Origin of the sequence: Pseudomonas fildesensis, assembly GCF_001050345.1 — a bacterium.
GTDB lineage: Bacteria > Pseudomonadota > Gammaproteobacteria > Pseudomonadales > Pseudomonadaceae > Aquipseudomonas > Aquipseudomonas fildesensis.
This window is the reverse complement of sequence record NZ_LFMW01000009.1, coordinates 121,345-135,134: the sequence shown is the minus strand read 5'-3', so window position 1 is coordinate 135,134 and position 13,790 is coordinate 121,345. Positions and strand designations below refer to the sequence as shown.

At 53.9% G+C, this 13,790-nt stretch carries 15 protein-coding genes; 9 read left to right on the top strand and 6 right to left on the bottom strand.

The features are described 5' to 3' along the window. The first annotated feature begins 14 nt into the window (after window positions 1-14). The gene (locus ACR52_RS15065; RefSeq protein WP_048725480.1) at window positions 15-3,113 is read left to right on the top strand and encodes a type I restriction endonuclease subunit R; all 3,099 of its coding nucleotides are present in this window, start codon (window positions 15-17) and stop codon (window positions 3,111-3,113) included. A gap of 137 nt (window positions 3,114-3,250) precedes the next feature. Here the strand turns inward: ACR52_RS15065 and ACR52_RS15060 are convergent, their stop codons facing one another. Further along, the gene (locus ACR52_RS15060; RefSeq protein WP_048725477.1) at window positions 3,251-3,496 is read right to left on the bottom strand and encodes a helix-turn-helix domain-containing protein; all 246 of its coding nucleotides are present in this window, start codon (window positions 3,494-3,496) and stop codon (window positions 3,251-3,253) included. 100 nt (window positions 3,497-3,596) lie between these two features. Here ACR52_RS15060 and ACR52_RS15055 point away from each other — a divergent pair, with 100 nt between their 5' ends. From ACR52_RS15055 to ACR52_RS15040, 4 genes are all read left to right on the top strand, one after another. Then, window positions 3,597-4,136, top strand: a complete 540-nt coding sequence (locus tag ACR52_RS15055; RefSeq protein WP_048725475.1) for a hypothetical protein — start codon at window positions 3,597-3,599, stop codon at window positions 4,134-4,136. Between the two features lie 41 nt (window positions 4,137-4,177). After that, window positions 4,178-4,426, top strand: a complete 249-nt coding sequence (locus ACR52_RS15050) for a hypothetical protein (protein ID WP_082143158.1) — start codon at window positions 4,178-4,180, stop codon at window positions 4,424-4,426. Next, window positions 4,416-4,724, top strand: a complete 309-nt coding sequence (locus ACR52_RS15045; RefSeq protein WP_048725472.1) for a hypothetical protein — start codon at window positions 4,416-4,418, stop codon at window positions 4,722-4,724. The genes ACR52_RS15050 and ACR52_RS15045 overlap by 11 nt, the downstream gene beginning before the upstream one ends. A gap of 610 nt (window positions 4,725-5,334) precedes the next feature. After that, on the top strand, window positions 5,335-5,526 hold the full coding sequence (locus ACR52_RS15040) for a hypothetical protein (RefSeq protein WP_048725470.1): 192 nt from the start codon (window positions 5,335-5,337) through the stop codon (window positions 5,524-5,526). Between the two features lie 82 nt (window positions 5,527-5,608). Here the strand turns inward: ACR52_RS15040 and ACR52_RS15035 are convergent, their stop codons facing one another. Continuing rightward, window positions 5,609-5,881 (bottom strand): hypothetical protein, encoded by a 273-nt coding sequence (locus tag ACR52_RS15035; RefSeq protein WP_048725468.1) that lies wholly within the window; start codon window positions 5,879-5,881, stop codon window positions 5,609-5,611. Between the two features lie 190 nt (window positions 5,882-6,071). Between ACR52_RS15035 and ACR52_RS15030 the strand changes: the two genes are divergently transcribed. Then, entirely contained in the window at window positions 6,072-6,647 is a 576-nt protein-coding gene (locus ACR52_RS15030; RefSeq protein ID WP_048725466.1) for a hypothetical protein, read from the top strand. A 331-nt stretch (window positions 6,648-6,978) separates the two neighbouring features. Next, window positions 6,979-7,908: a restriction endonuclease gene (locus ACR52_RS15025; RefSeq protein WP_048725465.1), complete on the top strand. Its 930-nt coding sequence runs from the start codon at window positions 6,979-6,981 to the stop codon at window positions 7,906-7,908. Window positions 7,909-8,415: 507 nt separating this feature from the next. Here the strand turns inward: ACR52_RS15025 and ACR52_RS15015 are convergent. After that, window positions 8,416-9,198, bottom strand: a complete 783-nt coding sequence (locus ACR52_RS15015; protein WP_048725460.1) for a hypothetical protein — start codon at window positions 9,196-9,198, stop codon at window positions 8,416-8,418. Between the two features lie 670 nt (window positions 9,199-9,868). On the opposite strand from ACR52_RS15015, the gene ACR52_RS15010 reads away from it, so the two are divergent. Then, window positions 9,869-10,546, top strand: a complete 678-nt coding sequence (locus ACR52_RS15010) for a DNA adenine methylase (RefSeq protein WP_048725459.1) — start codon at window positions 9,869-9,871, stop codon at window positions 10,544-10,546. Next, on the top strand, window positions 10,546-11,379 hold the full coding sequence (locus tag ACR52_RS15005) for an 8-oxoguanine DNA glycosylase (protein WP_048725456.1): 834 nt from the start codon (window positions 10,546-10,548) through the stop codon (window positions 11,377-11,379). The genes ACR52_RS15010 and ACR52_RS15005 overlap by 1 nt, the downstream gene beginning before the upstream one ends. Here the strand turns inward: ACR52_RS15005 and ACR52_RS15000 are convergent. The 3 genes from ACR52_RS15000 to ACR52_RS14990 are packed head-to-tail and all read right to left on the bottom strand — an operon-like array spanning window position 11,314 to window position 13,785. Then, window positions 11,314-11,994 carry a nitroreductase family protein gene (locus tag ACR52_RS15000; protein WP_048725454.1) on the bottom strand — a complete coding sequence of 227 codons (681 nt, stop codon included), beginning with the start codon at window positions 11,992-11,994 and terminating at the stop codon, window positions 11,314-11,316. The two genes, ACR52_RS15005 and ACR52_RS15000, sit on opposite strands and share 66 nt — an antisense overlap. After that, complete coding sequence (locus ACR52_RS14995; RefSeq protein WP_048725452.1) at window positions 11,972-12,577, bottom strand: 7-cyano-7-deazaguanine synthase; 606 nt, start codon at window positions 12,575-12,577, stop codon at window positions 11,972-11,974. Before ACR52_RS14995 ends, ACR52_RS15000 begins: the two co-directional genes overlap by 23 nt. After that, complete coding sequence (locus ACR52_RS14990; protein ID WP_048725449.1) at window positions 12,574-13,785, bottom strand: PfkB family carbohydrate kinase; 1,212 nt, start codon at window positions 13,783-13,785, stop codon at window positions 12,574-12,576. The genes ACR52_RS14995 and ACR52_RS14990 overlap by 4 nt, the downstream gene beginning before the upstream one ends. Window positions 13,786-13,790 lie beyond the last annotated feature (5 nt).

Genomic DNA, 13,790 nt, shown 5'->3' with positions numbered 1-13,790 from the left:
GGAGACCCCAAGCAATGACTGATTACAAGACCATCGCCGAGTCCAACACCTTCATCGTACTCGACAGGTACGCCAGAGAATGGAAAGTTGCCGAGAGCTACCAGAGCGAAGGCGACCTGGAGCGCGAGTTCATCCAGGATCTGGTCAATCAGGGCTATGAGCATTCCACCGAGCTGAAGACGATGCCGGCGCTGCTGGCCAATGTGCGCATGCAGTTGCAGGCGCTGAACGGCGTCGAATTTTCCGACTCCGAGTGGGCGCGCTTCCTGGAAAGCTGGCTGGACAAGTCCAGCGATAGCATCCTCGACAAGACCCGCAAGGTTCACGACGACCATGTACATGACTTCGTGTTCGATGACGGGCGCATCCAGAATATTCACCTGCTGGACAAGAAGAACTTGGCCCGCAACAAGATGCAGGTTATCAAGCAGTTCGAGCAGGCGGGCAGCCACGCCAACCGCTACGACGTGACTATTCTGGTCAATGGCCTGCCGCTAGTGCAGGTGGAGTTGAAGAAGCGTGGTGTGGCGATCCGCGAAGCCTTCAATCAGGTGCATCGCTATAGCAAGGAGAGCTTCAATACCGAGCATTCGCTGTTCAGATATCTGCAGCTGTTCGTGATCTCCAATGGCACCGATACGCGCTACTTCGCTAACACCACGCGGCGCAACAAGCACAGTTTCGACTTCACCATGAACTGGGCGCAGGCCGACAACAGCCCGATCAAGGATCTGAAGGACTTCACCGCGACCTTTTTCCAGAAGCGCATCCTGCTCAATGTATTGCTCACCTATTCGGTGTTCGACGTCAGCAACACCCTGCTCGTGATGCGCCCGTACCAAATTGCCGCCACCGAGCGCATCTTGTGGAAGATTCGCAGTGCTATGCAGGCCAAGCGCTGGAACAGCACCGAGGGCGGCGGTTATATCTGGCACACTACCGGCTCGGGCAAGACGTTGACCAGCTTCAAGGCTGCGCGCCTTGCCACCGAGCTGGAGTTTATCGACAAGGTATTCTTCGTGGTGGATCGCAAGGATCTGGATTACCAGACCATGAAGGAGTACCAGCGTTTTTCACCCGACAGCGTCAATGGCTCGGAGAGCACCGCAGGCCTCAAGCGCAACTTGGACAAGGACGACAATAAGATCATCGTCACTACCATCCAGAAGCTCAACAACCTGATGAAGACCGAAGGCGACCTGCCGGTGTACCAGCAGCAGGTGGTGTTCATCTTCGACGAGTGCCACCGCAGTCAGTTTGGCGAGGCACAGAAGAATCTGAAGAAGAAGTTCAAGCGCTTCTACCAGTTCGGCTTCACCGGCACGCCGATCTTCCCAAAAAATGCCCTGGGCGCCGATACAACCGCCAGCGTATTTGGCCGCGAGCTACATTCCTATGTGATCACCGATGCCATCCGTGACGAGAAGGTGCTCAAGTTCAAGGTGGACTACAACGATGTCCGTCCACAGTTCAAGGCTCTGGAAGCCGAGCAGGACGAGAAAAAGCTCAGCGCTGCGGAGAACCGTCAGGCTTTGCTCCACCCCACGCGCATTCGCGAAATCTCGCAGTATCTGCTCACGCATTTTCGCCAGAAGACCCATCGTTTGCAGGGCGCAAACAAGGGCTTCAACGCCATGTTCGCGGTAAGCAGCGTTGATGCCGCCAAGGCGTACTACGAGACGTTGCAGAAGCTGCAGGAAGGCAGCGACAAGCCGCTGCGCATCGCCACCATCTTCTCCTTCGCCCCCAATGAAGAACAGGACGCCATTGGCGACATTGTCGATGAAAGCTTCGAAGTGTCGGCAATGGATAGCACCGCTAAAGAGTTCCTGAGCGCGGCGATTGCTGACTACAACGCGTTGTTCAAAAGCAGTTTCGGCGTGGACGGCAAGGGCTTCCAGAACTATTACCGCGACCTGGCAAAGCGTGTGAAGGATCAGGATATCGACCTGCTGATCGTGGTAGGCATGTTCCTGACCGGCTTCGATGCACCTACGCTCAACACGCTGTTCGTCGACAAAAACTTGCGCTATCACGGCCTGATCCAAGCCTATTCACGTACCAACCGCATCTTCGATGCCACCAAAACTTTCGGTAATATCGTCACCTTCCGCGATCTGGAACAGGCCACGGTCGACGCCATCACACTGTTCGGCGACAAGAATACGCGCAACGTGGTGCTGGAAAAAAGTTATAAGGAGTACATGGATGGCTTCACCGACACGATGACCGGTGAGGCGCGGCGTGGCTTCATGGATGTGGTGACGGAGCTGGAGCAGCGTTTCCCCGACCCGGCCAACATCATCAAGGAATCGGAGAAAAAAGCCTTCGCCAAGTTGTTCGGCGATTACCTGCGCGTGGAAAACGTGCTGCAGAACTACGACGAGTTTGCCGCGCTCAAGGCGCTGCAAACGATCGATATCGGCGACCCTCAGGCCGTGGAAGCATTTAAGCTTGAACATCACTTGGATGACCAGAAGCTAGCCGAGCTGCAGACCATCCGTCTCCCTGCCGAGCGCAAGGTTCAGGACTATCGTTCCACCTACAATGACATCCGAGATTGGCTGCGGCGTGAGAAAGCAGGTAACGAAGTAGGTAAGTCCACCATTGACTGGGACGATGTGGTGTTCGAGGTGGACCTGCTCAAGTCCCAGGAAATTAACCTGGATTACATCCTCGAGCTGATCTTCGAAAAGAACAAGAAGGTCAAGGGCAAGGCAGCGCTGGTCGAGGAGATGCGCCGGGTGATTCGCGCCAGCCTGGGCAATCGCGCCAAAGAAAGCCTGGTGGTGGACTTTATCAACCAGACCGAGCTTGATGGGATTGCTGACAAGGCTAGTGTGATCGACGCTTTTTACACTTTTGCCCAATCAGAACAGCGGCGCGAGGCGCAAGAGCTGATCAGCGATGAGGAACTGAATGAAGGGGCAGCTAAACGCTACATCGCCACTTCGCTAAAAAGGGAATTTGCTAGCGATAATGGAACTGAGCTTAATGCCATCTTGCCAAAAATGAGTCCGCTTAATCCGAAATATCTCCAAAAGAAGCAAGATGCCTTCCAAAAGATCGCTGCTTTTGTTGAAAAATTCAAAGGTGTAGGTGGAAATTTATAATGCAGCAGCAGGGCTAGTGTATATATCGCACCAAGTGCTTTCAGACAGTTTGCCCTGCGCTAAGGTGCAGCTTGAGTGACAATTCGCCTGGAGCGTTGCTGCCTTGGGATCGACGATGCGTATATACCTGCGCTTTTTTAATTGTTGAGTGCGGCCTCGAAAGATTTGGTGAACCCGACAAGGTCACTACCCAAAACCTGACACAGATCACGAAGCTGGACCATATCCAGCCGCCTCACCCCCCTCTCCACATCACTCATGAACGATTGCGGTCTCCCCAGCGCGGCAGAGCACTGGGCCTGAGTCATCCCTGACTTAACACGCATACGCTTTAGCTCCTGCAGAAAGATCATGTGTTCGCGTCGATAAATAGCCTTGGTCATGGCCGTTTCCTGGCAAGGAATGGCTGATCAAGCTATATCTGCTTTTGGGATATCTGATTTTCAGTTATTTTGTCTGTATTGGTTTGGTTCCGGAGGATGCATGAGACTGGTCTGGGAGTTGTTTCGCGTGGCATGGGCCGTCGGGTGTTTCCCTGTCGGCGCGTTCTTGCTAGTTGTGGTGGTTTTTTCTGGCTTCAACCTGCCATTCTTTTTGGGTTTGACCAGTAGCGAAGACCCGGCAATTCGTTGGCTGTTCTGGGTCTTGGTTCTTTACTTCGTCGGGGGCGGATGGCTGTTCTCCCGAGTCAACCGGTGCTATGCCTCGAAGCTGAGAAGAATGGTCGCTGTCTACCAAACTGAAGGGTTCCGTCCGCAGGTCGAGGTGTATGCGAAGATCAATGACGCCTACCTTGGTGTCGACCTGGAATCCAAAATTTTGCTCGCCTACCCCGTAGGTCAGGATGGTCATCTCTTCCGTTTGGATGAGATTCGGTCCTGGCGCATCCTTCCAGTCGGCAAGAGCAACCACCGATTGGAACTGTTGACCAGCGATTTGGCTATTCCGACGTTCAGCCTAGCGCTTAAAACGTCGGACATAACCAACACGGAAGCACGGCTGCATGCAATCTTCAGCACTTAGCAGGTTGATAGAGTCTTCATTCACCCATTCGGAGTAGCCCGATGACCGACGTAACCGCAGGCAGTGTTTGGCAGGTAGATATCGCTCAACTGAAGCTAGCTAACGCCACCATGCTTTTAGCCAATCAAGCGCTGGCTTCTGACGATGTTGCCGTCCTGTCCGCTCTCGGGTTTTCGCTCGCTCACATTGGAGAACTGAGGCGCAAAGGTGGCTTCAGACCATCTTCCATTGCGCAGAACACACGATTGATCAATTGCCTACAAAAAAGGGAACCTGCACATGCTGATTGATCACATGCCATTGGGAATCGCGTCTGGCGTCCTGGCGGCTACGACCATCGAGTCTGTCCGCCGATCCACTTCATATCATGCATGCGGCTGGCAGATTCTTGACCGCTGGGCGTTTAATTTTCCCGAGCGGCTTCGCGCACTCGAAGCGCAGGGAGAGCTGCTGCTTTTAGGTCGGTTGCTCGAACAGCAAGTCGTCGAGCATGAGGCGCTTATTTCGCCCCTCGGATTGGCGCAGCGGAGGCAAGGGCTTGCAGACCATGAGGTTCTTGCGCTGTCAGGCATCTCTACCGAGTTGTGAGCCATCGACGACAGCGCGCTCTACCAAAACTTTCCGGCCATTGGCCGCAGTGGGGTCTCGGGGCTTTCCCTGAGCAGGGGCGGTAGGCAAAGCAAAGAAGTGAAACGACTGCCGCGTTGCCGGTTGTACGTACGCCATTCATGGCGGTAGTACAAACCCTACCCTGTCCCAGTTCTTATCCACCAAATGATTGCAGCTGTTGTGGACGATTTTGGTCAGAAAAGTTGTCTGTAACGTAGGTGCTGGATTTCTTGGCCTTTGATGAATAAAAGCATCGTTGGGGAGGGGGCAGGGGAATCGCCCCATGACTCGATAAACACAAGAATCAGACGCCATCGGCCTAACAAAATTGATCATCAAAATATTTTGCGAAGTGAGCGCAGTAATTTTCAGAAAATACCGCAGCACGACGCTGTACAAAGCAGGGCGTTGGCTGTGATGGTGTCGGTATTGTGAAGTGCGCTCATTTGCCGTTGGTGACTGTGCCTGGATCACTCGGGTAAAGAAGAGGAAAACATCTGGCAGCACAGGGAAAGGTAGATCTGGTGATGCAGAGGAAAGCATTCGGTATGCAAATCTGGGTACGTCATCCATATCTGGAGTAAACGCTATGAGTGAAAGCTGGATGAAGAAAATGTGGTCGCTTGCACTGCGACGGAAATCTGTAGAAGCGATGATCGGTGGTAAGCCGTTTACCAGGTGCGGAACCCTCATGGTCTATTCGGGAGAGCTCAAGCTGATACCTGAGCTCATTCCCGAGTCAAAACCTGCCAGACGCTCCACGCCGCCCGATTCTGATTGAGCGCGGCATCTCAGGGCGGTTGAGCGCATGTCAGTAAAAGTGGACCGCGTTGATACGCACCTTGCATAGCAGGTGCGCAGGGCTAGCTGCTCACACTACCTTCTGAATCAAACAGAGCTCTGGCAGAAGGGCCGTAGGTGGCGATGACATTTTCGATGGTATCCCAATCATTACAATTCAAACTGCGGGTCAGGTCGAAAAGGGTGTTTCGCTCGGCCTTCCACAGGCTGATGATTTCAGCATTCGGCTGGGCTTTCTTTCGCTCGTAGAATATCGACTCGGAACGGAGCGCTATCAAGCAACCCAAGACGTCCTGGGCGATTTCCAGTCTATGAGCACCTGATGGTTGCATCATCGTTGAGACCTCCTGCCAATCAGTATCAGTACGTTGCGTGGTAGTTTCTGGATTTTTGGAATGCTTCGTAATCGATGCTCATCGTAACTGTCGCTCGGCTGTTGTGGACTGCGTCGACTATTAGCTGGGAGCATCCCGCGATCGAGAATACGTTTTTGACAGGCGCTGCTGTTAGCTGAAGAATGGCTGCATGCAAAAAACAGAATCTGAAACCTTGGGTGTTGAGGAGTATGAAGCATTCGAGCTTATGGCTCGGGAGCTCCACGCCCATTTTTTAAGCTCGCGAAAAAATTTTGCGGTGCGAGTGCCCCTAGATTTAGTGAGCTATTTGTTCACTGGGATTTTGCGGAAATCACGATTGCCGAAAATTCAGCTTGAATGTGCCATAGCGGACTTAGAATTTGCTGTCGAAGCTAGGACATTTCGCCGTTACATCAGCGGTCATACCCGTATGCCATGGAGGACGTTTCAGCGATTGGTTCTCTGGGCGCTGGGGCAGCGGTGGATCAGCACGTGGATGTGCCGTGATTTGATGTCAAAAGCCCATCTATGCGAGGTCGCTCAAATCAGTGCACGCGAGCTATTGAACGAACGTAAGCGCCTTTTATCAGCGACTGAAATACACAGAGAGGAAATGGTTAAGCGCTTTTATGAGAACCTCTCACTCCGGGACTTGGAGCGAGAGGCAGAAGCAATCATCTCTATTCGACGACAAGATGAAGCGAGGGAGCTCGCACGCGCCCTGGGATTAGATATAGCTGATTAGCCTCAGGCGAGCTTGCCGACAGCGCTTCGGCGGTGGCGTTGTAGTGGCGGTTCAGCATGTTTACCTCGCGGTGCCCGGTGTCACTGGCAAGCTCGATAAAATTCGGCAGCTTGGTAGCGTGCTGACAGGTCGTTTCAAGCCGTAGTGAGGGATCGGGAGCAAGCACTGCTTGGCGGTTTTCAACTGGATTGAGAAGCTCGCGAGAAAGCAGAATCAGTGGCCTGGAGGTATTCGCCTGACATGCGCTGTATTTCGTGTTTGCTCTGGAGCGCTATTTTTTGACGAAAGATTTTTATCTAGGTATGCGCCGCCACTTGTGAAGGGAAGTCAGATGTCCGTTCCAACATACGACAAATTCATCGAGCCGATCCTGCGCTACCTGGCAGCTAATCCTGAGGGCGCCACAGCACGCGATACCCATGAAGCTGCGGCCCGGGGTTTGGATTTATCCGAGTCACAACTCCAAGAGCTAATTGCGAGTGGACAGGCGACTTATAAAAACCGCGCCGGATGGGCCCACGACCGGCTAAAGCGTGCCGGATTATCCTCCAGCGCCAAACGAGGCTACTGGAAGCTTACCGAAGCTGGGATTGCCTATTCCACACAGCACCCGTCACCGCTTACAGCCGATCAGGTGGAAAAACTTGCCATCGGTTTTATGGACGTGAGGCTAAGGAGCCCTAGTGATGCCGTACCGCTTGACGGGGCAGAGCAAGGCCAAGACGCGCCAGTATCAGCGACCGTTAGCCCAGATGATCGGTTGGATCAGGCTTTGCGCGAGCTGCGTGATGCAACCGCGACAGACCTATTGGATAACCTACTTCAAGTCAGTCCAAACCGCTTTGAAGTTATTGTGCTCGACGTATTACACAGCCTTGGTTACGGAGCTAGCCGAACAGATTTGCAGCGTGTAGGTGGTAGCGGAGATGGCGGAATTGACGGAGTAATTTCCCTCGATAAACTCGGTCTGGAAAAAGTGTATGTCCAGGCCAAGCGCTGGCAGGGTACTGTCGGCCGTCCTGAGCTGCAAGCGTTCTACGGCGCACTTGCTGGCCAGAAGGCCAAGCGAGGGGTATTTATCACCACCTCTGGATTCACTGCGCAAGGTATCGACTTTGCCCGCTCAGTGGAGGGTATGGTGCTGGTTGATGGGATCCGTCTGGTCAACCTGATGATGGACCACGAGGTAGGCGTAACGTCTAGGCTTCTCAAGCTTCCAAAACTGGATAGCGATTACTTCGACGAAGAGAGAGGATTTTGATGGGGAATGCCATTACCAATCAGGCTCCAGCTCTGTGCTGAGATGAATGCCCATGATCCTGGCCTTACGGTACCTCAACGGCTCTGTACTGATCTCCAAGGCAACGAGACGATTTGCAGCGACCACTAGACTGTTGAATCGCTCGTTGTGAATAGCTACATACGCAACCAGTCTCTTGCCAGACGCCTGCATTGAGCCGATGCAGCGAGGTGCTGCCTTCCCGTCTAGGAGTAGCGGGTCAACGTATAGGTAGCATTCCAATGTCGGATATTTGAACGCTTCGGGATATCGGATGGAGCCGTGCAGCTTCATCGAAGCATGCTCTGAATAATGGTCACCGATTAGCCTGGTATCGGCATGCGTGGCCATGCCAAAGGACCACGACATATCCCATCCCCATATCCGGGCTTGTACGGTTATTCGATCAATGGCTGCACGGCTTCGACCAGCCATAACATTCTTCCTCTCGGACTGGACTGACTTCTGCCATAACCCTATACCTGATGCTCACGGTGGATCGAGTCTATTCAGATGTTCAGCCAGATACATAGTTAGGGCAACGGCGTCCTGCGGTTTACCCGATGCGGAACGAAACCTTTCTGCCATTGCGCTGACGACAAGCTGCCCCCCATTTCGAAGCTTTCCTATGGTCTTTGCCTTCACCAGCGCTCTGTAAACATCGGACTGATATTCGGTGGGGATTCCAGACATGTCCAGCTCATAAGAAGAGCGACTGGTCGTTTTGGTTTCAGTTGATGGTTTAGGTTGAGGTTTGGAGTTATGCCGAACTTGGTCCGATACGGTATCGATACCGCATGCCTGTGGTACCGATACATCTCCTACCGCTGGGTTTGAGCGCGGGAGGAGGGCATCATTGATCAAGCGTTGCTGGCCATCGTCCAGTCTGTCGTTGAAATCGTGCAGGAAATCATCAAGCCATTCGCTGGGGATGCGGCGAATTTCCTCAACCGCTCTTGCCCTTAGCTTCGGCCCTGTCACCTGCGTGGCGGTGTGGTGATCCCACCATATACGCACCCAAACGACATATTTCACCTGATCGTATTTAGCGAGACCTTCATCCTGAAGGCGATGCATGACTTGCAACCATTGTTCTGCCGTCCAGCCAATTTCAGCTCCTGCAATGCGAGGCACGAGGGGGTACACGCCAGTGATATTGCTGTCAGGGGCTGTTAGCAGATGCAGCAATGCCACCTTGTCCTCGGTGCTGCAATTCAAAAGGCGTGGTGAGCGCCAAAAATTTTGGTCCCTGATGGTTCGTTGTCTACCCATCTTCACGGCTCCTGCCGCAAACGTCGGGCGATAGTGTAAAGGACGATCATTGCCGCGCCTCCACCTGCGCTCTCTTGGTCGGCCTCCCTGAACGTTTTGGATTTGATGAGGCAGTTGGCATGGATGGGCGATGAGAGCTTTCAGTATTACCGGTGCGCATCCACGCTCTTAGGTCGCCTAGTCTCCATCGCAGCCTTGAGAGTCCTGGTACAGGCTCAAGCCCTGGCAACTTACGCTGACGGACCGTAAGCACGCTGAACCCCGTCAACGCAGCAACTTCAGACACGCCGATCAGGACGTCGTCGCCAAGCTTCTGTATTTTTTGGATGGTTTCGTAATCTACTGGCATCTGGTTATCGCTCGATTGATCTGTTCGGCACAGATTTCCCCAGTCGAGCGGTAACAGCTAGGACATGTTTTTAACAGATGGCTTGTGGGGGGGGAGCGGGGGCTTTAGCCTGTTTTTGAAAACGTCTATTCAGACGTCCGCAGTGGCACAGTAGGTGATTATCTTTGCGCATTCGACCAGCCCGCCGTATGCATCCACTTTGGATAACTTGATTCGTGGCGATGACCGCCAGAAGTCGGCCAAAAACGCACGGTCTGTGCTGAGCTGACCATTCAGCGCTTAGAAGTTGACACCATCGTCATTCCTGACGATGCTTCACGCATGAGATATCCAGGCGGAAAAGGCAAGTGCTACCAGCGCTTGATCAACCTGATGCCACCGCATCAGACATACATTGAATCCCATCTTGGTGGCGGTGCTGTCATGCGCAACAAGAAAGCTGCGCAGCGGAACATTGGCTTGGACATCGACGCCAAGGTCATTGAGCTTTGGCAGTCGGGGTTTTCTGAGACCTGCGAACTCCACCAGGTCGACGCTGTGTCCTTTCTCGAAGGGTATGCGTTCGAAGGCCAGGAACTGGTGTACGTAGACCCCCCTTATGTCCCCGAAACGCGCCGGAGAGAGAAGGTTTACCGCTGCGACTACACTGAAGCCGACCATACCCGCCTGTTGCAATGTTTGATCGCTTTACCTTGCAGTGTGATGCTGTCGGGATATGACTGTGATCTCTACAACCGCGAGCTAGTTGGGTGGCGCAAAGTGAGTTTTCCAGCCAAAACACACGTAGAGATGCGTGACGAGGTGGTGTGGATGAACTTCGCACCGCCAAGTCGATTGCACGACACCCGATACTTGGGCGAGAACTTTCGAGACCGCCAGACCATTCAGCGCCGCCAAACCAGGCTTCGCTCTCGCATCGAGAGCTTAGATCCTATTGAGCGGCACGAGTTACTGCAGTGGATGCAGGAACTTTACGGCAACAACGAGGAGGCTGCCTGATGCAAGTTGGCGCTATTTTTATGGATCAGGTGGTGTTCAACGTTGAGCTACCCAAAGCAGATGCAGAGGTTCTTCCAGGCGTTCCTTGGGGCGCAATGGAGGCGTTTCCAACCCCTGCTTACTGGGCTTATCAAGTTTATGCTCGCCGCCTTTCCGGGGACCGAATCAATTACAAACTGGGCGCAACTCTGAAAGAGGAGGTCGGAGCATGCCTGTTGGGCGGTCATGGCATTCCTGCCAATGTCGGTCTTACTGCTTTTCATCACATGAGAAAGCGTGGTGCATTCGACGAGAAGCCGCCATTAGAAGAAACCCTACTTGAGTGGCTGCAAGAACCCCTATTGATTGATGGGCGCCAAGTGCGGTACCGGTTCGCCAAGCAGAAGGCCCGCTACCTCAGCGCGGCCCTTAAGCAGCTTTCTGCAGAAAGGCCACCGCTCTCCTCTGGAAAGGAGCTTCGAGACTGGCTACTGGACATTCCCGGTATCGGTTACAAGACCGCCTCGTGGGTAGCTCGCAACTGGTTGGACGCAGACGACGTGGCCATTCTGGATATCCACATTCTGCGTGCCGGTCTCTTGGGCAAGTTCTTCGAGAGCAGCCTGACTGTCGAGCGCAACTATTTAGAGCTTGAGGAGCAGTTCATCCGCTTCAGCAAAGGGCTAGGCGTCAGAGCGTCCGAGCTGGATGCACTGATGTGGCTGGAAATGATGTCTTCCCCCGCCACGGTGCATAGCATCATGGGCTTGGGCCACCATAATCCTGATTCAGCTACTCGCGGCCGACCCAAGAAGCGCAAGACCAACCCCAGCCAGCTTGCCCTGATCAGCTAAAGTACTGGCCCACGGCTCACCTGTGATGCCCAACGGGCAAAAGGTGAGTCCTTGGGCTGTGGCCGTCAGAGCCATCACCCCAAGCAGTGCCCCCGCGTCGCGCCAAATGAGGCTGGCCCCATCTTGGTACTTGCCCAAAGTCTTTCCGGGCTCGGCTAGAAACAGGAAGCGAATAGCTTGATCACCTTGCAAAACCTGCAAGCTCAGATCGTAGAGGCTTGAGAGCTTTGCGGGTGCATGCTTGAGCTCTAGCAACTGATGGGTTTTAGGCTCATAAAGCCACCATCGTGCGTTACCTGGCCGTTTAACGACAACATGAATTGGATGAATTGCGCCGGCAGATGGCGCAGCACGATGCTCAAGATCGAACCCAAGATTCGAAGCTCTCATCTCGCGCGTTCTGCATGCCATCCAGAGAAACGAACCTAACTGATGGTCGTCGACAGAACCGAACACGCGGTGCGAGACGCGTGCATCTAGCACCTCGCCAAAGGATCGATCAGGCACTTCCGAGAAAGAGGGGAGTGAGCATATTTCGCACACCTCCCACCTAATCGGGACATAGGGTTCGGGAGCCTCCCTGGGGAGGGGGTCACCCAGGTCGATCCAGGTCATACCCGACCTCTTGAAAAACCTCCATGTATTTATTGCAGCCTCGACAGTTGCCGCATGCCACATGCGACTTATGACAGCTATGGGCCCAGGCTAGGAGGTCGGCTGGGATACCCGATAGACGCACTAGCTCAGCGGTGGAAAGCCCTATTGCAGGGGCCTCTACAACTATGCCGCCCTCCTGAAGGGAGAGCAGATGGCTGATTGCAGTCATAAACTCAGGTGAGCCATCTTTGTGGAAGCCATCCGACTTCACCGTGCCGAGCCACAGGTGTGTCACGCCAAACGAAATCGCCTTCATCGCCGTCAGCGTGACTAACATTTGATTGCGGTATGGCCACCAGTCCGACGCCGGAGCCAGGTCGTCGGCTCGGGTGCCGGCCATGTCCCCCGATCCTAACTGACGACAGTCAATCTCAATCACCTGATGAGAAATATTCAACTGCCTACATATCGTGCGTGAAGCCTCGATCTCAGCTTGCGCCGCCAGTTGGCCGTAGTTGAGGGTGAATGCGATATCTGGTCGCTTCCACCATGCAAGCGTCAAGGAGTCCATGCCGCCCGACAGCAGTAACCCTATCTTCATAGCTCTACCGCTTCCCAAACCATCTGATAGACAGCACTGACGTAGTCATCGGTGATGCGGCAGTCGGAGCCCTCCATCATTTTTTTATCCTGATCGGACTCATTCTCCGCGTAGAAAACGACTGGCTTGTTCAATGCTCGTGCGTAACCTATTTCATATATCGTGCCCGAATCGAGCCCATCGCCTATAGCGAAGAGAACGTCGCAATCGCGTACACCTTCGAGGTCCTTTTCCACCACTTCTTCAGCACTACCCAGCCCCACATCGTGGTAAGGAGAGAACACATCCATACCCATATCTATGAGGTCTCGGCGAGCCTGCCCGACCATCCAGTGCTGAGCTAACGTAAAGAATGGGCCGGCAAGGTAAACCTTCGGGACATAGCCATTGCGGTATCGCTCGGATGGCTGCAGCGCCCTTGGTTTGAATCCAGCTAGCAATGTTCTGTCCGGAAAACCCTGGGTCTCGCAGTAAAAGGCCGTCGCGACAGATGCAATCGAGGCCGCTTCATGAGCTGATAGACCGTTGTCTAACCAGCCAAGTGCAAAGTGGGCGGCGAAGGTGTCCCCGGAGCCAATCTTCCATACGTGCTCGGTGCGGTAGGCCGGTACGCTTGAGATAACCCCGTTGTCATACACAAGTGCGCCAAGTGGGCCCATTTTGATTACAACAACCTCCGCGCGCTCCAGCTTTGCCAATGCCGCCGCTATCTCCTCAGGGAGCAATCCATTGGATTCTGGAATTAGCAGGTTGGCTTCGTGGCGGTTCAGAACAAGCGCCAGGTGTTTGGCTGTGGAGCCATTGGCGTGGAAGGACTCAGGGCCTTCGGCGTTCTGGGGATCAAATACCGCATATTCAGCATGCACTACTGCGGTTCCATTGATCATGCCAAACCTGAGTACCTTTTCGGAACTAACCTGAAGTTGCGAGCTGGCATGGTTATCGCGGCGAATATCCGGGGTAGCAAGGCCGTGGATGTACTCGAAGGTCACTCCAGCCTGAGAAGTTGTGAGGTTGAATGCGAAGCCTTCTGCGGCTGCGCGTGCCTCCACAACGACCTGAGTATCACTATCAACACAGGCATGCAATTCAGCCCGCCCGCCAAAGCGTGCAATCGCCGTTGCTGCTCGACCTGCAGATCCATAAATGTCGTCCCAAGCCGGGCACATGCAGCGTTCTCGGTAAATACCGCCTACAACAATGATCATGGAGC